The sequence below is a fragment of the Janthinobacterium sp. C22 genome (assembly GCF_057919405.1).
On the sequence record NZ_CP193659.1, the window covers coordinates 3,006,875 to 3,025,587 of the forward strand.

At 58.7% G+C, this 18,713-nt stretch carries 18 protein-coding genes and 3 pseudogenes; 6 read left to right on the top strand and 15 right to left on the bottom strand.

Features of this window, described 5'->3' with window-relative positions:
• Positions 1 to 5 precede the first annotated feature (5 nt).
• The 3 genes and pseudogenes from ACRHIG_RS14030 to ACRHIG_RS14040 form a co-directional block, all read right to left on the bottom strand.
• Complete coding sequence (locus ACRHIG_RS14030) at positions 6 to 329, bottom strand: PAS domain S-box protein (protein ID WP_489630519.1); 324 nt, start codon at positions 327 to 329, stop codon at positions 6 to 8.
• 119 nt (positions 330 to 448) lie between these two features.
• Positions 449 to 1,324 (bottom strand): non-homologous end joining protein Ku, encoded by an 876-nt coding sequence (gene ku / locus ACRHIG_RS14035; protein ID WP_475413998.1) that lies wholly within the window; start codon positions 1,322 to 1,324, stop codon positions 449 to 451.
• 3 nt (positions 1,325 to 1,327) lie between these two features.
• A pseudogene (locus tag ACRHIG_RS14040) lies at positions 1,328 to 2,301 on the bottom strand (SDR family oxidoreductase).
• Positions 2,302 to 2,428: 127 nt separating this feature from the next.
• On the opposite strand from ACRHIG_RS14040, the gene ACRHIG_RS14045 reads away from it, so the two are divergent.
• The 6 genes from ACRHIG_RS14045 to ACRHIG_RS14070 all read left to right on the top strand — a co-directional run bounded on the left by ACRHIG_RS14045 (position 2,429) and on the right by ACRHIG_RS14070 (position 5,918).
• Positions 2,429 to 2,998: a TetR/AcrR family transcriptional regulator gene (locus tag ACRHIG_RS14045; protein ID WP_489630520.1), complete on the top strand. Its 570-nt coding sequence runs from the start codon at positions 2,429 to 2,431 to the stop codon at positions 2,996 to 2,998.
• 68 nt (positions 2,999 to 3,066) lie between these two features.
• A complete protein-coding gene (locus ACRHIG_RS14050; RefSeq protein WP_489630521.1) occupies positions 3,067 to 4,707 on the top strand; it encodes a SulP family inorganic anion transporter in 1,641 nt (546 codons plus the stop codon).
• A complete protein-coding gene (locus tag ACRHIG_RS14055; RefSeq protein WP_475413994.1) occupies positions 4,704 to 5,093 on the top strand; it encodes an Imm1 family immunity protein in 390 nt (129 codons plus the stop codon). Before ACRHIG_RS14050 ends, ACRHIG_RS14055 begins: the two co-directional genes overlap by 4 nt.
• Position 5,094: 1 nt before the next feature.
• Entirely contained in the window at positions 5,095 to 5,379 is a 285-nt protein-coding gene (locus ACRHIG_RS14060; RefSeq protein ID WP_489630522.1) for a hypothetical protein, read from the top strand.
• Entirely contained in the window at positions 5,369 to 5,746 is a 378-nt protein-coding gene (locus ACRHIG_RS14065; protein WP_489630523.1) for a DUF2750 domain-containing protein, read from the top strand. The genes ACRHIG_RS14060 and ACRHIG_RS14065 overlap by 11 nt, the downstream gene beginning before the upstream one ends.
• Positions 5,739 to 5,918, top strand: a complete 180-nt coding sequence (locus ACRHIG_RS14070; protein ID WP_489630524.1) for a hypothetical protein — start codon at positions 5,739 to 5,741, stop codon at positions 5,916 to 5,918. The genes ACRHIG_RS14065 and ACRHIG_RS14070 overlap by 8 nt, the downstream gene beginning before the upstream one ends.
• 4 nt (positions 5,919 to 5,922) lie before the next feature.
• Here ACRHIG_RS14070 and ACRHIG_RS14075 read toward each other — a convergent pair whose 3' ends face one another.
• From ACRHIG_RS14075 to tssF, 12 genes and pseudogenes are all read right to left on the bottom strand, one after another.
• On the bottom strand, positions 5,923 to 6,402 hold the full coding sequence (locus ACRHIG_RS14075; RefSeq protein ID WP_489630525.1) for a GNAT family N-acetyltransferase: 480 nt from the start codon (positions 6,400 to 6,402) through the stop codon (positions 5,923 to 5,925).
• Between the two features lie 71 nt (positions 6,403 to 6,473).
• Positions 6,474 to 7,088 (bottom strand): T6SS immunity protein Tli4 family protein, encoded by a 615-nt coding sequence (locus tag ACRHIG_RS14080; RefSeq protein WP_489630526.1) that lies wholly within the window; start codon positions 7,086 to 7,088, stop codon positions 6,474 to 6,476.
• Between the two features lie 155 nt (positions 7,089 to 7,243).
• Positions 7,244 to 7,498: a hypothetical protein gene (locus ACRHIG_RS14085; RefSeq protein ID WP_489630527.1), complete on the bottom strand. Its 255-nt coding sequence runs from the start codon at positions 7,496 to 7,498 to the stop codon at positions 7,244 to 7,246.
• Positions 7,499 to 7,960: 462 nt separating this feature from the next.
• Positions 7,961 to 9,454 carry an esterase/lipase family protein gene (locus ACRHIG_RS14090; protein WP_489630528.1) on the bottom strand — a complete coding sequence of 498 codons (1,494 nt, stop codon included), beginning with the start codon at positions 9,452 to 9,454 and terminating at the stop codon, positions 7,961 to 7,963.
• Positions 9,451 to 9,825 (bottom strand): DUF2345 domain-containing protein, encoded by a 375-nt coding sequence (locus ACRHIG_RS14095; RefSeq protein ID WP_489630529.1) that lies wholly within the window; start codon positions 9,823 to 9,825, stop codon positions 9,451 to 9,453. Before ACRHIG_RS14095 ends, ACRHIG_RS14090 begins: the two co-directional genes overlap by 4 nt.
• A 70-nt stretch (positions 9,826 to 9,895) precedes the next feature.
• A pseudogene (locus tag ACRHIG_RS14100) lies at positions 9,896 to 10,920 on the bottom strand (T6SS immunity protein Tli4 family protein).
• A 99-nt stretch (positions 10,921 to 11,019) separates the two neighbouring features.
• Positions 11,020 to 11,454, bottom strand: a complete 435-nt coding sequence (locus ACRHIG_RS14105; protein ID WP_489630530.1) for a hypothetical protein — start codon at positions 11,452 to 11,454, stop codon at positions 11,020 to 11,022.
• Positions 11,451 to 12,878, bottom strand: a complete 1,428-nt coding sequence (locus ACRHIG_RS14110) for a lipase family protein (protein ID WP_489630531.1) — start codon at positions 12,876 to 12,878, stop codon at positions 11,451 to 11,453. Before ACRHIG_RS14110 ends, ACRHIG_RS14105 begins: the two co-directional genes overlap by 4 nt.
• Entirely contained in the window at positions 12,875 to 15,469 is a 2,595-nt protein-coding gene (locus ACRHIG_RS14115) for a type VI secretion system Vgr family protein (protein ID WP_489630532.1), read from the bottom strand. The genes ACRHIG_RS14110 and ACRHIG_RS14115 overlap by 4 nt, the downstream gene beginning before the upstream one ends.
• Positions 15,470 to 15,481: 12 nt before the next feature.
• Positions 15,482 to 15,736, bottom strand: a complete 255-nt coding sequence (locus ACRHIG_RS14120; protein WP_070219429.1) for a PAAR domain-containing protein — start codon at positions 15,734 to 15,736, stop codon at positions 15,482 to 15,484.
• A gap of 29 nt (positions 15,737 to 15,765) precedes the next feature.
• Positions 15,766 to 16,790: pseudogene (tssG, locus tag ACRHIG_RS14125) on the bottom strand (type VI secretion system baseplate subunit TssG).
• Complete coding sequence (gene tssF, locus ACRHIG_RS14130; RefSeq protein ID WP_489630533.1) at positions 16,754 to 18,559, bottom strand: type VI secretion system baseplate subunit TssF; 1,806 nt, start codon at positions 18,557 to 18,559, stop codon at positions 16,754 to 16,756. The pseudogene tssG and the gene tssF overlap by 37 nt, the downstream one beginning before the upstream one ends.
• Positions 18,560 to 18,713: the final 154 nt, after the last annotated feature.

The window sequence follows — 18,713 nt, forward strand, 5'->3', positions numbered from 1 at the left end:
GGAAATCAGGTAGCGGGGGCATCCGCCCCGGCCTGTGCGGCCTGGCACGCCACATCGACGTGGATAAGTTCGCCATCCTTGCGCCGCCGCAGCGATTCGCGGTCGTAGCTGCCGTGCAGGGTCAGCTGTTCGTCGATCAGCAGGGCCGCTTCGGCTTGTCCTGGCAGAGAGATCAGCTCCCACAGCGTGCGGCCCAGCGCCTCGTCGCTGGCATAGCCGAAGATGCGCTGGGCACCCACCGTCCAGCGCACGACGGCATGCTCTTCGTTCGTGATGACGACGCCGCCAGGGGCGCCGCTGAGGATAAGCTGATCTAACTCGGCATCCATTTTTTCCGCACGCGTGACAGGGCTTGCCGGCTGGCAGGCCTGTGCATAACGTAGCGAGAAGCTTGATCAAAGTCAATGCATTTATAGTATTGACGCTGCTCCCGGGCCGGTAAGGCGGTTCAGGCCGCCTTGCGCCTGGCGGGCGCCGCTTTGCGGGCGGGGGACGAGGCCGTCCGCTTGCGTGCCGGCGCGGCGGGCGCCTTCTTGCCCAGGCTTTGCTGCAGCAGGGCGACCAGGTCGATCACATTGCTGCCGTGCTCTTCTTCCGGCGCGGGCGCGGGCGGGGTGATGGTCTTGGTCTGTTTCGCCTTGATTTTCTTCTTGACCAGCGCCAGCACGTCTTCGCGGTAGCTGTCGTGGTATTGCTCCGGTTCCCACGCTTCGCTCATGCCTTCCACGAGCGACAGGGCCATTTTGAGTTCCTTGTCGGAAATGCCGGCCGCCTTCAGGTTGCTGGCGGGCAAGTCCAGGTCGTCCGTGGCGCGGAGCTCATCGGCGTAGCGCAGGGTGTTGAGCACGATGGCGTCGTCCACGCAGACGAGCGCGCACAAATGCTGCTTGGTGCGCATGACTACGCTGGCGATACCCACTTTGTTGGCCTTGCGCAAGGTTTCGCGCAGCAAGGCATAGACTTTTTCGCCGCCCTTGGCGGGCAGCAGGTAATACGGGTGCTCGTAAAAGGTCAGCGGCACCTCCGCCGCATCGACAAAGGTCAATATGGCTATGGTTTGCGTGGCCTTCACGTTCGCCTGCCTTAAATCCTCGTCGGACAGCACCACGTATTCGTCCGTCTTGTATTCATAGCCCTTGATGATGTCGTCCCACTCGACTTCCTTGCCCGTCTGCTTGTTGTAGCGCTTGTAGCCGATGGGGGCGAAGTCGCGCCGGTCCAGCATGGACAAGTCCAGTTCATGGTCGAGGCTGGCAGAAATCAGCTCGACGGGGATGTGCACGAGGCCGAAGCTGATGGCGCCTTTCCACAGTGCGCGCGCCATGGCCTAGTCTCCCACCGTGCCGGTGACGGGCAGGACGATGCCGCTGATGTAGCTGGAACAGGCGGGCGAGGCCAGGAAGACGTAGGCGGGCGACAGTTCCTCGGGCTGGGCCGGGCGGCGCATGTCCGTGTCCTGGCCGAATTTCTGGATCTCCTCGGGCGACTTGTCGGCCGGATTGAGCGGCGTCCAGACGGGGCCGGGCGCGATGGCGTTGACGCGGATGCCCTTGTCCAGCAGGTTGCCTGCCAGCGCCATGGTGAACGCATGGATGGCGCCCTTGGTGGTGGAATAGTCGAGCAGGTGTTTCGAGCCCTGCAAACCCGTCACGGACCCCGTGTTGATGATGGACGCGCCCCGCTGCAAATGGGGCAGCACGGCCTTGGCCATGTGAAAGTAGCCGTAGACATTGGTCTTCATGGTGAGGTCGAAGCGCTCTTCGCTCAGGTCCAGCAAGGATTCGGCGTGTTCCTGGAAGGCGGCGTTGTTCACCAGCACGTCGATGTGCGTGAACTTGTCCAGCACCTGGCTGACGGCTTGCTGGCAAAAGCCCTGGTCGCGCACGTCGCCGGGAATCAAGAGGCAGCTCTGGCCTTCCGCTTCCACGTAGCGCTTCGTTTCGTTGGCGTCCGCATGTTCGTTCAGGTAAATGATGGCTACGTCGGCCCCCTCGCGCGCATACAGCACGGCCACGGCGCGGCCGATGCCAGAATCGCCGCCCGTGATGACGGCCACCATGCCGGCCAGCTTGCCGCTGCCGCAGTAGTCGGGCGCCAGGAAGCGGGGTTTCAATGCCATCTGCGCTTCGATGCCCGGCTTGTCCAGGTGCTGGGCGGGCAGGGGAGGCGCCGGCTGGCTGCGGCTGCCCGTCTGCACGGGGGCTTGCTTTCCTGGTCTGGCTTGGCGGCATCGCGGCCATCCTGCTCTTGCTGGATGGCGCGCTGCAAGTTGCCGGCGGACTGGTCCTTGTTTTCGTTCATGCTGGCCTCCCTGGAAACGAAGATCCAGTATCTGCGCGGCGCCGGCATCAAACGGTGCGCTTGCTAACAGAGTGGCGCAAACGGGCGTAAAGTTATATGATGATTGACATAAATGTAGGAGGGCAGCATGAAAGTGAGCAGGGAGCAGGCGGCGCTGAACCGCGAGCGCATCGTCGACGTGGCGGCAAGATTGTTCCGCGAAAAGGGCTATGACGGCATCGGCGTGGCCGACCTGATGAAGAACGCGGGCCTCACGCATGGCGGCTTCTACGGCCATTTCGCGTCCAAGGAAGACTTGATGATCGAGGCGTGCCAGCATGCCCTGGAGAAATCGCTGGAAGGCTGGCGGGCGAAGGTTGCCAGCGACCCGCAGCGGGCGCTGCCGGCGATTATAGACAGCTACCTGACCACCCGGCACCGCGACCAGCCCGGCGGAGGTTGCCCGGCGGCGGCCATGGGCGTCGACGTGGCGCGCATGTCGCCCGGCGCGCGCCCCGTGTTTACGCAAGCCACGCGGCAGCAGTTCGCGCTGCTGGAAGGCTTGTTGCCCGACGGCGCGCCGGCGGAACGGCGCCAGCAGGCGATCGCCACGTTTGCCGCCATGGTGGGCGCCATGGTGCTGGCCCGCTCCGTCGATGACGAAGCGCTGTCGATGGAAATCCTCGATGCCGTGAAGGCGCAATTGCTGCCAGACTGATGGCTTTCCCCCTGTCAGCCGGCCTCGTCGCATGATAGGCTTCGGTTTTCAGATTTTGGGATCGCATCATGCTGCTTTGGCTCAGGCAATACCGGCGTCCTCTGTTGGCCGGGGACATCACCGCCGGTATCGTTGTCGCCATGATGATGGTGCCGCAAGGCATGGCTTACGCGCTGGTGGCGGGCTTGCCGCCCGTGGTCGGCATCTACGCCAGCATCTTGCCGCCCGTGCTGTATGCCTTGTTCGGCAGCAGCATGACGCAATCGGTGGGCCCCATGGCCATCGTCTCGCTGATGACGGCCGCCGCTCTGGCGCCGCTGGCCGACCCCGGCTCCTCGCTGTACATCGTGCTGGCCGCCCAGCTGGCCTTCATCAGCGGCCTCGTCCTGCTGCTGTGCGGCGTGCTGCGCCTCGGCTTCATGGCCAGCTTTTTGTCGCGCCCCGTGATCAGCGGTTTCAGCAACGGCGCGGCGATCCTGATCATCTGGGGCCAGATCACGCCCCTGCTGGGCGCAACGCTTCCTCACTGGCACGCGCCCAGCCTCGTGCTGGGGCTGTCCGGCCTGCTGTTCCTGTGGCTGGCCAAGCTTTACCTGTCGCGCCTGCTGCAGCGCTGCGGCCTGAATAAAGTCGCGGCCGACGTGGGCGCGCGCCTGGCGCCGATGGCGCTGGTGCTGGCCGGCATCGCGCTCGTCGCCTATGGCGGCCTGGCAGCGATGGGCGTGCAGACGACGGGCCACGTGCCCAGCGGCTTGCCGGGCCTGAACCTGGCCACGTCCGGCGCCCATTGGCGCACCCTGCTGTCGCCGGCGCTGCTGATCGCCTTTATCATCTTTTTGATGAGCATGTCCGCCGCCCAGACCCTGGCGCAAAAACGCGGTGAAAAACTGCACACGAACCGGGAACTGCTGGGCCTGGGCGCGGCCAACGTGGCCAGCGCGCTGTCGGGCGGCTTTCCCGTCACGGGCTCGATTTCCCGCTCGGCCGTCAATTTCCAGGCGGGCGCCAACACGCCCCTGGCCAGCATCATCACGGCGGGCCTGCTGGCGCTGGCGCTGGTGGCGCCCACGGGCTGGCTGGCCCTGCTGCCGCTGCCCGTGCTGGCCGCCACCATCATCTTTGCCGTCAGCAGCCTGCTGGACTGGGATACCTTGAAACTGTCGTGGCGCTACGACCGCAGCGATGCGCTGGCCCTGCTGGCGACGACGGCCGGCGTGCTGGTGCTGGGCGTGGAAGCGGGCGTGGTGATCGGCGTGCTGCTGTCGATGGGCACCCTGATCTGGCGCGCCAGCCGTCCCCATATCGCCGTGCTGGGGCGTATCCCGAACAGCGAGCACTTCCGCAACGTGGAGCGCTACGAGGCGCAAACCCTGCCCGACGTCTTGCTGCTGCGCATAGATGCGGGCCTGTTCTTCGGCAATGTGGAAGCCGTCACGGAGCGCGTGGAAGACGAGTTGCGGGGACATCCGACGGCGCGCCACCTGGTGCTGGTGCTGTCGGCCGTCAACCAGATCGACAGCACGGCCTTGCTGGGTTTGATCGAGCTCAACAGCGCACTGGCCAAGCGCGGCATCAGCCTGAACCTGGCCGAGGTGAAGGGGCCCGTGATGGACCGCCTGCGCCAGAGCAGCCTGCTGCAAGAGCTGAGCGGCAAGCTGTACCTGAGCACGGCGCTGGCGATGAACGATTTGAGCGGGAGCAAAACATGACGATGGAATTGAACCTGCATGGCGAAGCACGCGCCGTCGACGATATCCTTGCGCTGGAACAGGCGCTGACCGACGCGCGCGCCCTGGCGCAGTGCGAACTGTGGATGACCATGGCGACCGATGCGGAGCAGGGCCCGGCCCTGTGCATGCTGCGCAATGGCGGCAACGCCTGGCTGATGTATCTGTCGGGGCAGGACGACCTGAGTTTTCACTCGCTGGGCGACGAGGAGGCGGACGGCGTTTGCAGCTATTTGCTGGCGAATGGCCAGGTGGACGAATATCCGGAAGCGTGGTGCGTGGACGTGGAACACTGCCAGCATGCCTTTGCCGATTTTTTCAGGACGGGCGGCGCGCGGCCGGCCGCCATCGCCTGGGAGGCGGATTGACATGCCGCACACCATCATCGCCGAGATCGACAGGGACTTGCTGGCCGCACTGGACGCCAGGGCAGGTTTATTGACGCTGCGCGCCATCCTGCTGCGCTACAAGGCCAGCGGCGTGACGGCGGCGCAAGTGGCCGGCTTGCTGCAGGAATTGCGCGCGTCTGCGCAGGACGGCGCGCAGGATGAGGCGCGGGAAGACATGATACTGGATGCCCTCGACCTGGTGACGGGCTGGTGCACGCCGCAGCTGCGGGTATGGGACGAGGCAGGGGGAAACCGTGCACCCTGAAAAGTTCAAGCAGGTGGCGGGCCTGCCGTCCGCCGAACGCCATGGCTATTTCGTGCGCAAGGTGGCCGATACGCAAGAAGTATGGGGTTTGCACCATGACGGCTGGGCCACGGCGCAAGCCCATGGCAAGGTGGCGATACCGTTCTGGCCGGAAGCGGCGTTCGCGCAAGCGTGCGCCGGCGGCGAGTGGGAACATTTCCAGCCCCGCGCCATCGCGCTCGACGATCTCTTGGCAAAATGGCTGCCCGGCATGGCGGGCAACGGCCAACTGGCGTCCGTGTTCCCCGTGCCGCAAGGACCGGGTGCCATCGCGGCGCCGGCTGATCTATTGATGGATTTGCACGGTGAGGCGGAACAATATGAATGAAGACAAGGATCGCCTGGATGCCTGGTACGACGGTTCGGCCATCTGCCTGATCGCCGTCGGCGCGCACGGCGACCCGCTGGACCTGGGCGACGACGAAGTGCGCGCCCTGATCGCCAAGCTGCAGCAATGCCTGGCCGAGTCCGAGGCAGGCGCTGCTGCGGCAGAAGACTGAAGGCTCAGGCCGCCGTCAGCGCCTTTTCCATCGCCACGCTGGCCAGGCTGATGCCGCTCGGGTGCGCATACGCTTCCGCGCGCAAGGCAACAAAACCGGCAGCCCGGTAAAACGGCTCCGCATTGAGCGAGGCAGACAGGTGCAGGCGCACGATGCCGCGCCCGCGCGCCAGCTGCTCCAGCGCCGCCAGCAGCCGCTTGCCGATACCGAGTCCCGCGCGCGCGGGATCGACGAATACGGCATCGACTTCCTGCTTGTCCGCATCGAGCATGGCATAGCCGGCGATGGCCCCGTCCTGCATCGCCACGATGCCGCCACCGGCAGCCAGCATGGCGCCATACGATGCCGGCACGGGCGAGGCCGTCCACGCGTCGATCTGTTCCGGCGCATAGTGCGTGGCGCAACTGACGCGCACGGCTACCGTGCGCAGGGCCCACAGGGCGTCGATATCAGAGGGCAGGGCGGGGCGCAGGGTGATGGGCATGGGGGTTTTCCGGGCAAAAGGAGCATGCTAGCGCAACGGCTTGCACGGCGCCAGCATGAATTTGTCAATTGTCACTGCGCCGGCTTGTCCGGATCGAAGTAATACGAACCCGGCGGCGCACCCGGCACCTTCACACGGAACTTCAAGCCCGACAGCAGCTTGTCCCACAAGGCAATCGCCTCTTCGTCGGTCAGCGACGCGGCTTCGGCTGCGCCGACCATGTTGTGGGCGACTTTGGTGTACATGGATGCTTCCAATACCGCTGGATAAGCGATATCGCGCGGCGTACCCACCAGTGTCCATTCAAAATCATGCACGCCATCGGTACGCCGTATCAACGATTCCTCGCCATGCCAGTGCTGCACGTCACGTTTGCCCTCGCGTAGCAGAGTACGAGCGGGATAATTCTTGCCTTGCTGGTCTTTTGCTTCCTGGATGCGAGCAAGTAATGATAATTTCCCGCGTACTTTTGCATCATATTCGGCAGGAGGATAGTCACCGTAGGCATTTTTATTTGATGTGATGGAAAAAGTCACGTCTGGAAAGCTGGGGAAATACAGGCCTGCATCTGCCATTTCCTGACTATCATATTTGTTATCGGTCATGAAACCATTTTTGACGCAATAGCCAGGTTCCTTGGGAACTTCATTTTCATCGCGCAGACGTAAGTTATTAGCGCGGACCATTTGATTTTCTATGGAATCTGCTATTGTTTCACCTTTTCGTGTTGATCCGTCAAGAATGAATATATGGTTTCCTTTTGTGATGTAGGTTTTGAAGATTAAACGCCCGCCTTCTTTGGAGAATTCTCCATCATAGTATTGAAGTTGCCAGCTATTTTCTATTGGACCTTTTCCATTGTATGTGATTTCAGAGGTTGGGTCATCTTTTTTATTTTTTCAATTTCTTCTGCTATGCGTTCGTTTTTTTCTGTTATTCCGCCTGGTATGGTCTTGATTTCCGAAAGAATTGTTGTCCCTCCTGATATGAGTTGTGCTTCTTGCGGAACCTCTAGGGCATAGCGCCCGAAGCATACTATTTTTGTTTTTAAGAATAGTGTCTCCAGGCGTTTGCTGATTTTGAAATTTTCAGGCATTGTGATCTCCTTGGCTGAATTTTTTCGCATAGGCGGATAGGAATACCATCGCAATAACCGTAATCGTGAGGAAAATTGTTTTCTCTATCTTATTGTTCATGGCTTACTCCCATTTTGCCGTCTTGGCAATTTGTACGATGGAATACAGCATGGATGCCATTACATTTGTATCGGCGTAGCTGTTCTGGTGTTCATAACCGTTCGCTTCCGCCGTGCCATGTACGAAAAGTGTGCCTGTGATATGCCGGGCAGAACGGTCTGACGGCACCGTTCCATCACCGCGTGCATTAGCTGCTTGTAGCCTTAACTTTAAGAATTTACCTCCGGCCTGGACCAGGAGTTGTCCCTTTGCATCATCTTCAAGTAACTTCCATTTTTCAGGTAACGGCTCGAATTTATTCCACGGATCATTTGAGCCACTATGAAGACCTTCAATTAATTTAAATACGACGTCGCCGTAACTTAAAAAATTTCGGGAAGCGCAATAGCTTGCATAAGTCTTTGGGTGGAATTTTTTTCTATGGACGATAGAAATTTTGAAGCGGATGTTATTCTCTCCATTGTTCTTTCTATACCCCCACCTTTTTCATAAGGAAGGTCTGCGGGGTTTACCCATTTTGGATTGATTAGCCTCCACCACGCATTGGCGGGTTGAAGGTAAATGCTTTTCAGTGCAGTGGCCTTATCGCGAGGCCAGCTCCATAAAACTTTATCCTGTGCATCTACAATTTTCAGCCAATTCTGGCCATATGCCGCACCTGGCAACATTTCCAGTGGCGCCGGTGCGTTAGCCAGAATGGCGATAGCATGTACACCATTGATTCCTAGAATGCTGGCCTCTATTTCGGCAATGGAACCTTCTCTTTCCTGAAAACCAAAACGCATGCGTTTATACGCTCCTGCGGCGCCAATGGTCGGCATCACGTTGTGATAAATGCCCAGAATTTTCACATCTTTATCGTCTAACATATTTCCATAGCTGGGGTGTATCAATGCACGGGCCAGCAAGCCCCCCATGCTATGTGTGACGATGATGACTTCGTTACATTTGAATCCGCGTTGCTGGTAGCCTTTGACAAGGCCGCGTAGTCGCTCTGCAATAGTGACGGCGGATACCCCATTGCTCTTGATAAAGTTATAACCCATCGCATGCACTGGATACCAGCAAGGAGAAATTTTCTTTAAATCGCTGACGGTAATGGCTTTCCCAGATGACGCGCCAAAATTTTCTGGATCTTGCAAAAGCAGTGCGCCAAGGCCACTTGTTTGACGCCAGACAGGATGTGGCTTACCGTCGGAAATCATGTTATTGAGATGCAATTCGGCAGCCCGCAACATTGTTCCGTACGCACCAGCAAATAACACTTCACTCCATCCGCGCCAACGTGCTATTTGTGCTGGGCTTTGATACGAGCAGGCTTTGCCTTGATTCGGGCGTGATGTTGTCGCTATCCTGTTCGTTCCCATCAGAGGAGGAATGGGGGTAAAGCTGTCAGGCACATTTTGATGCCGTGCATCTGCGGCTTTGGTTTCCGCACCATCTGGATCGAAGCGGCTATTGCTCTCGGTATAGTGGTAATACTCGACTTCGGTTTCTGTGGGATCGAACACCAATTGACGCTGCCGTGGCGATGCATCTTTGAACCAGCCACCCAAGCCGTTGCCTGTGAGGACCGCCGTCTTGCCTCCCGCACCCATCATATCGTCTGGTCGCCAAGCCCGATTGTCTGGACGGCGCAATTCTTCTTGGCGAACCTTGCTCATCCTTAGATTGCTGCCCATCACGCCTGGCAGGAAAATGACAGGAATGACTTTGCCTGGCGGCACGGTGACGTCATGCCGAGCAGTATCTTTTGTTTCCGTCATCGAAACAGCGAGTTCCGCCCAGCCTCCCACGCCCTGGCTAAACTTTGCAGGATGATTGCCGCGCTTATTCAAGTCGTCACATTTGCTCATGGCAGTTCTCCCTTATAGCGAATGATGTAGCTGGCGATGCTGGAAAACATGCTGTCGCCGCTGGCGAGTGAAATATGCTTGCTGCTGGTGAGCGCCACATGCTCGCTGGCGGCCAGGTGGATGGACTGGGCCGTGCTCAGTTCGGTGCCTGCCGGGCTGGCCAGCAGCAAATGTGGTTCGGACAGCTCCGGGAAATCGCCTGCGGCGGAGCCTTGTTGTCCGGTGCTATCCTGAGCGCCAGCACCACTTGGCCTCGAGAGTGATATATGCGTCGTCGGAAAGAAATTTGGCATCTGAAGGAAGACGGGTTTCAGCAGATGCGGCTCTTGTGCGGCAAAGTCGGAAGGTCGGGTGGTACACAAGGTGAGCATGAAGGCTTCCCGGACAAAAGTACGATGACTGCATTCGGCTAGTTATGCTGATGCCACGCTTACCTGGCCGTCACTGCGCCGGCTTGTCCGGATCGATGTAGTACGAGCCCGGCGGCGCGCCCGGCACTTTCACCCGGAACTTCAGGCCGGACAGCAGCTTGTCCCACAATGCGATCGCCTCCTGGTCCGTCAGCGACGCGGCTTCGGCGGCGCCGACGGTGTTGTGGGCAACCTTCGTGTACATGTGCACCTCCAGCACAGATGGATTCGCGACATCGCGCGGTTTGCCGACCAGGGCCCATTCAAAATCGTGCACGCCATCTGTTCGTCGTATCAGCGATTCCTCCCCTGCCAGTGCTGGACGTTGCGTTTGCCCTCGCGTAGCAGGGTTCGCTTGGGATAGCGATTGCCTTGCCGGTGTTTTGCTTGCTGAATTCGGTGAATTAAGGAAAGGTCACCTCTCACATTCTTTTCGAACTCAGCAGGTGAGTAATCACCATAAGCGTTCTTATTCGAGCTGACGGAGAATGTTACATCTGGGAGGCTGGGGAGGTAAAGTCCTGTATTGACTATTTCTTGTTCGTTATAACTATTATCAAAAATGAATCCATAAGGAATGCAGTTGCCGGATTCGGATGGTATCTCATCTTCTTTGCGTAGATGTAAATTTTTTGCGCGAACTACTTGTTTTTGTTCGGCACTTTGCTTGCTTTGGCCTTCTGGGGTCGAATCTCCTATCGTAAATGTGATGTTTCTTTTTGTGATATATGTGTTGAAATATATATCACCTTCTTTTTTGGTATATTCATTTTCAAAATACTGAATCTGCCAACTGTCTTCAATTGGGCCTATGCCGTTGTAGATAATTTCCGAGGTTGGATTATTGAGCTTTATTTTTTCAACATCCTCTAAAACCTGTATGTCCCTCCCTTCTAATCCATCAGTTCTTATTCCAATCGTTGATGGAAGGGATACCCCGCCAGAAATCAATTCAGCCTCTTGCGGTATGCGCAGGGCATAACGCCCAAAACATGCTAATTTCGTTTGCAGAAAGAGCACTTCAAGACGTTTAGTAAGAGCGATATTTTCTGACACGGCATTCTCCTCGATGGTACTTCGTGCTTTGCAAGGTTGAAACAATCCAAATATTGCAATGGTGGTGAAAAGAATTAATATTTTTTTGATTAAACATGATCAAGTCCACTTTGAGGTTTTTGCGATTTGTATGATGGAATACAGCATTGAGGTAAGTACATTGGGATTTGAATAGCTATCTTGATGCCCATAATCAGTACCATCTTTTACCCCGTGAATGAATAATCTTTCTTTTTTAAAGCACTTTTCTAAATCTTTTGATGGGACTGTGTCATCGCCAGCGGCACTGGCTGGCATTAGCTTTAATCGTAATTTTCGAGGGGTAGCTTGAACAACAAGCTCATTTTTAGCATTGTCTTCAAGTAGTGTCCATTTTTCAGGCGGAGGTAAATTTTGACTTTCCTTAGAAACTGATAGTCCGCTGTTGAGTCCTTCAATTACTTTAAATACGACATTTCCATAACTTAACCTCTTTGGCGAGGCGCAGTAGCTTGCAAAAGTGGTGGTGTGAAAAGTTTCTTTTATTGAGTTCAAGAATTTGAATGCATCGTTAAGCCTATACTTGACATTATCAAGGCCACCTCCACTTTTTTGTCGATGTTTGCCGGATTTATCCATTTTGGATTTATAAGCCGCCACCACGCATTCGGTGGCTGCAAGTAAATAGCATCCAATGCTGTAGCACCCTCGCGCGGCCAGCTCCACAGTTCTTTGTCTTGCTGATCTACCACCCTGAGCCATTTTTCACCGTAGACGACGCCAGGCATCATCTCCAGCGGTGCCGGAGCATTCGCCAGAATGGCTGTCGCATGGATGCCATTGATGCCAAGTACCTCTGCTTCGTATTCACCCGCAGTAGTGTCTTTTTCCTGAAAACCGAAGCGCATGCGTTTATATGCTCCGGCGGCACCGATGGCTGGCATAACACTGTGATAAATGCCAAGTATGGTCAGGTCCTTATCGTTGACTATTTTTCCATAGTCAGGGTGTATCAAGGCGCGGGCCAGCAAGCCACCCATGCTGTGCGTGACCAGAATGACTTCATGACATTTGAATCCTCGCTCGCGATAACCTTTGACCAAGCCTCTTATGCGTTTGGTAATTGTCACGGCAGTGACGCCATTGCTCTGCACAAAGTTGTAGCCCATCGCGTGAACTGGATACCAGCATGCCGCGATTTTTTTCAAGTCTTCTTCCGTTATGGGATTGCTTGATACGCCACCAAACGTGGAAGGATCTTTCATCACCGACGCACCCAAGCCACTTGTCCCGCGCCAGACTGGATGCAGCTTCCCGCCTAACACTATATTGTTCATGTGCTTTTCAGTGTGTTGGAGCATGGAGCCATAAGCTCCATCAAATAGCACTTCGCTCCAGCCGCGCCATCGCGCTACCTGCGCTGGAGTTGCGAACGCTTGCGGTTTCCCTTGAACAGGACGACTGCCGGGGTTGATTCTGTTCGAGCCCATCAGGGGAGGGATGGGTGTCAGACTGTCAGGAACATTCTGATGTCGCATATCGGAAGCCATTGTTTCTGGTCCCTCCGCGTCAAATCGCCCATTGTTTTCTGTGTAATGGTAGTATTCGACTTCTGTTTCATTGGGATCAAACACCAATTGACGTTGTTGAGGCGTAGCCTCTCTGAACCATCCGCCCAAACCAGTTCCGGCGGCAACATCTGCCATTCCTCCCACCCCCATCAAGTCGTCCGGTCGCCATGCTCGATTGTCCGGGCGCTCCAACTGTTTTTGCCGCACCTTGGACATACGTAAGTTGCTGCCCATGACGCCTGGCAGAAAAATGATCGGTATCACTTTGCCTGGTGGCTTGGCGAGCTCATGACGTGCCGTGTCGCTGGTCTTGGTCATCTGCACCGCGTATTCCGCCCATCCGCCCACACCCTGTGTAAATTGTCTTGGATGATTACCTCGTTGGTTCAGCTCATCGTTGTCACTCATGGCAGTTCTCCCTTATAGCGAATGATGTAGCTGTCCATGCCCGTGGATTTTTGTAGTTGCGTGGAACCGTCTTCCGCGCTTTTGCCGGCCATGTTGCCGTCATCGCGCAGGATTTCAAAAGCAAGGCCAGCGGCCGGTGTATCGTCGGCATTCACCAGCAACACTTCCTGGTCAAAACTGCTGTGTGGTCGTTCATTAAATTCCTGCGACACGCTCTTCGGCGCCAGGGTTTCCAGGTTGCCATTGAAGAGCACGGGCGAGGAGGTGAAGAACTGCACCTTGTCGCTGATTTCCAGCATGTGGTTGGCGCCGTGCAGGCGTACGCCTTTCTTGCCCTTGATGTTGACCCAGTCCGCTTCGCTGATCAGCGATAGCACTTTCTGCGCGAGGATTTCCACCTCGTCGCTCTGGGCCTCGATGGCTACCTTGCCGCTGGCCGCGATCAGCTTCATGCCGGCCTTGTGCACGAACAGGCTGAAGCTCTTGGCGATGCTGGCAAACATGCTGTCGCCGCTGGCGAGTGAAATATGCTTGCTGCTGCTGAGCGCCACATGCTCGCTGGCGGCCAGGTGGATGGACTGGGCCGTGCTCAGTTCGATGCCGGCCGGGCTGGCCAGCACCAGATGTGCTTCGGACAGTTCCGGGAAATCGCCGCCGCTGCCCTTGATGGCGGCGTTTTGCCGCTGGATGGCGTCTGCCACGGCGCCCTGTTGTGCGGTACTGTCCTGCGCGCCTGCGTCGACGGCCATGCCGGCCAGTCCCTCATGCAGTTGGCGTGCCTGCGCCAGGCGGGACTGCGTTTCGTCGAGCTGTTTGATCGACGCGGCGCCTGCCGGTGTCTCTGTGGTGATCAGCATGCCTTTGGCAGCGCGCAGGGCGCCCCAGGCATTGCTGGCCAATTCAAAACCCGCGCCGCGCGCTTCCTTGCGGCCGGCGTTGTCGTCGATGCGGGTGATGTTGCCCAATGACAGCCGGCTGTCCTGGTGTTCGCTGCGCAGCTGTGCCTGGATCGCGCCCTTGGTGTCGTCGAGTACCAGGTGGTTGGCGCTGCGGGCGCCCAGTTCGCGGCTGCGCACGCCGGACAGCGCGCGCTGCTGCGGCAATTGCCACGGCGGCGGATTGGCGCTGTTGTAGACCACGCCGATGACGATGGGGTGGTCGATATTGCCGTCCTGGAATTGCACGACGACTTCCTGGCCCACGCGTGGCAAGGCGATCTGTCCCATTTGCGCTCCCGCCATCGGCATCATGACCCGTATCCATGGCGAGCTGCGTTCATCGAATTTCCCCAGGCGGTCCCAGTGAAATTGCAGGCGGATGCGTCCCAGTGCATCGGTATGGATGTCTTCCCCGGCCGGCCCGACCACCAGCGCCGTCTGCACGCCGGCAACCACGCACGGTGTGCTGTTGTAGCCGCGCCCCGGGCGCCAGCGGATGTCCCGCCGCACGCACACGAGCGTGTTCGCATAATCCGATGGAGCGCTGGGGCCCGCCTGATAATTGTTGCTGGCGATATGCACCACTGACAGGATCAGGTACTCGCGTTCGGCAATACTGTCCGGGCGCTCCTGGCCAGGCTGATAGCGCTTTTCCTCGGCGCTGAAATGTCCATCGAGCCGGAAGCAAAGGCCGGGCTGTGCGCCACGGTGATTGCCTGCCGCCTCGAAATACTGGCGCAGATGGTCGCTTTCTTCCATGCGGCGCTGTGCCAGAGACTCCCCGTCATCGACATTCCTGTAGCCATAGGCACCCGTGTTTTCATACAATTCGTGCGCAAAGACATCGCCCTGGTGATTCAGGGAGTAGCCGCTGGCAAGGCGTGGTTGCGGATTCTTATAGTCGAAACTGGCCAAGGTCAGCTGCCCGGAGCCGATCCGGCGCATGGCTTGCCATTGTTGCAGGCCATCGTCTTCCATGGAGCCCGACGCGGAGTGGAAGCGCATGGCGCCGTCGCCGGATGCCGTGGCGATCATGTCCGCCAGGGTGCTATTGTCTGCGAGCCACAAGGTGTGGCCATCGGCACGGTGTTCGTACCAGTAATGCCAACCGAGGGCTTCCCAGCGCCGGTGCAGGTGGTTGTAGTCGGTTTCATTGTGCTGGTTGGCGCAAGTGATCTGCGGATCGTCGCCATGGATGCTGGTTTTCCAGTCGCGCTGCCCGTAGTGCGCAAACGTTGTTTCGGTCAGCTGCATCACGCTTTGGCCATGAAAGGAGACGTTGTCCTGGCGCAGCCGGGCAAAGGCCAGCCACGGTTGCAGCACCATGCGGTACCAGGCGAAGCCGCCGTCTGCGCGCAGCAGGCAAAATTCGCCCACATAGCCGTTAAAGTGGCGCAGCGTGCCATCGTCGCGCACCATGGAAATGCTCACCATGCGGCCCATCATGGCCTTGAGCGCGATGTGCGCGTCGTCCGACAGCAGCTCGGCCTCGAAACGGAAGTCGCGCGATACTTCTTCCCTGGCGGTCAGCGAATTGACCAGCAGTATGGCGCCATCCGGTCCATCGTCATGGGGGAAATCGATCTTCAGCAGGCGCCGCTCTTGCGCGGCGAGGTCGAAGGCCGATAGCGCCGCCTGGATGCTTGCATGCATGGCCTGCCTCCCTTATAGCGATGTGATCAGGCGGGCGCCGCAGGCGGTGGCATCGCCGTCATAGGCGTACGGTTTGCCCATGTGTTTTGCGCCGGCGCCGTCCGGCGTGATGGGAAAGCTGCCCTTGCACTTCGGGCAAAAAGTCATGTCATCGGCCAGCGCCGCCGTCTTCCCCATCACGGTGCTGCCGGACGATGCGCTGGTGACCTTGCCGCCGTGATCGGTTGCGTCTCCGAGCCGGATGACGCCGCGTCCCGCATGTTTCATGCTTGCCTCGCTTTCCAGGGATGAACTGTTCAGTCCAGCTGCAGCAAATAGCGCACCTCGGCGCCGCGTACCTTGCCTTGTGGCGTCTGCAAGAACGTCGTCCAGCCCAGGCGCCGCCTGTTTGAAGGGCTGGCGCTCAGGAGCAGGGGCTTGATGCATGGCGGACTCAGTATCAGCCGCACTTCGTATTGCAAATCCGGTACGCCAAACAGCGCCAGCATCTTCGCCAGTGCCGCCGCACCTGCGCTGCGCGGCAGGAAGCGTTGCAGACCGGCGGGATCCAATGGGCCGATATGCAGGCAGACGCGCATGTCCTGGCGCCACAGCCGCAGGCCGAGCGTTGCGCCGCGCGCCAGGGTGAAGTTGATACTGCCCAGCAGGCTGCGCCGGTTTTTTCCAGATAGTCCCAGCCACCGACAAATTGTTGCAGGGCGACGGGTACGCCGCAGTATTCGGCCAGCACGGGGGCAATCGCTTGCGCGGAGACGGGGCGGCAGCGCAGCAGACCCGCGTACCAGGCCGCGACGTCCTGTGTCACGGCATCAGGTTCGGCGCTCGACGGCAGAGCATCGCGCTGCACGCCGGCCAGTGCCGACAACAACAGTAGTTGCTCGTCCTTTGCCTGGGTCTGGAGCATGGATTCCAGCCGATACTTTTCACACGCCGCGTAATACAGCGTGAGCATGCGGTGCGAAAAGATATCGAGGAAGGCCGAGACGCCGGCGTCCTTGCTCGACAAGCGGTAGGCGGCGATGCGTTCCGAGTGGTGCAAGGGCAAAGTGCCGCCGACGCCCAGAAACCGCATGAAAGCCGGTATCAGGATCAGTTGTTCATGCTCGTCGAGCGAGAGCTGCTCGATTTCACTGGCCGGAAAACTCAAGGACAGGCTGTTCTTGAAGCGCAGCACCTGGCCGAAGGCTTGCGCATGGGACACATTCTGCCGGCGTAGCCAGCACAGCAGAATACGCACCGCCTGCACGAACTGATAGCGGTAAGGTTCGGCGAGCAAGTGTTGGACTACACCAGATTCTGCAGTCCGCTTCTTGGTTTGCATCGGATCAGCTCCTCTCCGCTTTGCAGTGACAGCACCACCAGTTCGATGAAACTGTTGATTTGCACATACAGCCCAAGGAAGTGATCGATCACCTGTACAAACAGGTGCATGCCGCTGCCGATAAAGGCTTCCTCGTCCAGCGTGATGCGTACCTCCACGCCATGCGCCAGCGAGGTGCCGCGCCGGTGCCGCAGCCATGTCGTGGTCGGCGAGTGGGCCAGCGCGGCGATACCGCCGATCTGGCGTTGCGAGGTCGCCGATCGGGACAGGTCGTACAGCGTCAGCATTTCGCGCAGCGCCGGCAGGCCCTCCTGGACCAGCGCGTGATGATTCAGCGTCAGGTGCGAAATCAGGCGCCAGTGCAGGCCCGCGCCAGGTGAGAAGCGGCGCGGCTGGCTGGGGCGTCGCAGCATGTGCAGTGCCGGGCCGCCAGCGCATGGCTGCAGGTCTCCTTGCGGCTGGCCGTATTTGAGCGCAAGGGGAAGATCGCGGTTGCTGCATGTCAGCGACAGCGACAGGCTGGCCTTTTCATGGATCAGGGGATTGAAGTCGCCGTCGACCAGCGTGATTTTCTTTTCGTGACCCGGACTGTTGATGGCCAGCGCCGTATCGTGGCGCAAGACCCAGTAATGACCTTGTTGAGACGCACCCTCCCCATGGCGCAGGCTGTACAGCGGGCGAAATTCCGTCAGCGTGCTTTCGCCGCCGCGTTGGCGCAGCAAACGCACCGCATAGACAGTGACGACTTCGTAGCCATGCGCATGGGTGGCATGGGCCAGCACGGAGTAGTCGGTTTTCTGCCGGGTGACGGAAATCGGCACGCCTTCCTGGCGGAAGAGATTGACCGCGGGACTGCAGCCCAGCTTCAGGTTTTCGCTGGAAATGCTGGACAACATGCGCGCCGTGGCGGAATCGGAGCGCAAGCCGGCCATGCACAGATGCAGGGTAAGGCGCTGGCTGCCAGGCGGCAGGGCGGCGCCCAGCGCCGCGGTATCGATGTCAAAGAAATTGAATTTTTCCGGATAGGCAAAATACTCGCTCAGGATGCGGTAGGCCGGCTGCGAGCGAGCACCGAAAGGTATCAAGGCATCCGTGTCGGCGAAGCCGACGGGCGTCAAGGGCACGGCAGGCAAGGCCATCCATTGCACCGCGTCGGTCGACACGAATGCGCAGACGGTATGCATGAACAGGGCATCGCGCAATGCAGCGGACAAAGAAGCTTCGCCATCGATGAAAACGCGCAGCGATGCGGGCGCCGCACCGGGATGCAGGATGCCGATGTTCAGCGAGCAACTGGCCGATGCCGGCAGGCGCACGCCCGGCGGCGCCTTGATCATCGCATCGAAAACGGCGCTGTCCAGTAGCGATGCGCCGGTCGTCATGTCGTAGACCGTCTTGAAGCGGCAGCGCACGCCACGTACAGGCGTTGCATCCATTTCACTGCCGGCCGGCAAGTGCAATACGCCCGCACCAGCCGCCGGGGCGGGCTGGCACACGATGCTGCACGATGGAAAGGGGCGCAGATAATGCGGGAACAGGGCTTCGAACAGGGCTTCCGTAAATTGCGGATAGTCGTCATCGAGCCGTTTTGAGATACGTGCCGCCAGCATGGCCACCGATTCGATCAAATGTTCCACGTGGGGATCTTCGCACGACTCGCCGGACATGTGCAATTTACCGGCGATTCTCGGATAGCGTTCGGAGAATTCACGGCAATGCCGCCGCAGCATCACCAGCTCGCGTTCGAAATACGGCAGCAAGTCCTCCATCTCTCTTCCTGTGTCCTGGCGGTGGAATGGCCAGTATCCGAGCCTTTGCTCAAGGGTAAATTGCGTTTGCGCAAATAATTGAACAAGGTTGCTGCGCAACATCAATGACCTCCACGCTGGCAACATCAGACTGGCAAGGCAGAAAGATTCCAAC

Bases quoted from the DNA above. Each gene is read 5' to 3' on its own strand.
- ACRHIG_RS14030 (WP_489630519.1), bottom strand. From the start codon at position 329: ATGGATGCCGAGTTAGATCAGCTTATCCTCAGCGGCGCCCCTGGCGGC.
- ku (WP_475413998.1), bottom strand. From the start codon at position 1,324: ATGGCGCGCGCACTGTGGAAAGGCGCCATCAGCTTCGGCCTCGTGCAC.
- ACRHIG_RS14045 (WP_489630520.1), top strand. From the start codon at position 2,429: ATGAAAGTGAGCAGGGAGCAGGCGGCGCTGAACCGCGAGCGCATCGTC.
- ACRHIG_RS14050 (WP_489630521.1), top strand. From the start codon at position 3,067: ATGCTGCTTTGGCTCAGGCAATACCGGCGTCCTCTGTTGGCCGGGGAC.
- ACRHIG_RS14055 (WP_475413994.1), top strand. From the start codon at position 4,704: ATGACGATGGAATTGAACCTGCATGGCGAAGCACGCGCCGTCGACGAT.
- ACRHIG_RS14060 (WP_489630522.1), top strand. From the start codon at position 5,095: ATGCCGCACACCATCATCGCCGAGATCGACAGGGACTTGCTGGCCGCA.
- ACRHIG_RS14070 (WP_489630524.1), top strand. From the start codon at position 5,739: ATGAATGAAGACAAGGATCGCCTGGATGCCTGGTACGACGGTTCGGCC.
- ACRHIG_RS14075 (WP_489630525.1), bottom strand. From the start codon at position 6,402: ATGCCCATCACCCTGCGCCCCGCCCTGCCCTCTGATATCGACGCCCTG.
- ACRHIG_RS14080 (WP_489630526.1), bottom strand. From the start codon at position 7,088: ATGGTCCGCGCTAATAACTTACGTCTGCGCGATGAAAATGAAGTTCCC.
- ACRHIG_RS14085 (WP_489630527.1), bottom strand. From the start codon at position 7,498: ATGCCTGAAAATTTCAAAATCAGCAAACGCCTGGAGACACTATTCTTA.
- ACRHIG_RS14090 (WP_489630528.1), bottom strand. From the start codon at position 9,454: ATGAGCAAATGTGACGACTTGAATAAGCGCGGCAATCATCCTGCAAAG.
- ACRHIG_RS14095 (WP_489630529.1), bottom strand. From the start codon at position 9,825: ATGCTCACCTTGTGTACCACCCGACCTTCCGACTTTGCCGCACAAGAG.
- ACRHIG_RS14110 (WP_489630531.1), bottom strand. From the start codon at position 12,878: ATGAGTGACAACGATGAGCTGAACCAACGAGGTAATCATCCAAGACAA.
- ACRHIG_RS14115 (WP_489630532.1), bottom strand. From the start codon at position 15,469: ATGCATGCAAGCATCCAGGCGGCGCTATCGGCCTTCGACCTCGCCGCG.
- ACRHIG_RS14120 (WP_070219429.1), bottom strand. From the start codon at position 15,736: ATGAAACATGCGGGACGCGGCGTCATCCGGCTCGGAGACGCAACCGAT.
- tssF (WP_489630533.1), bottom strand. From the start codon at position 18,559: ATGGAGGACTTGCTGCCGTATTTCGAACGCGAGCTGGTGATGCTGCGG.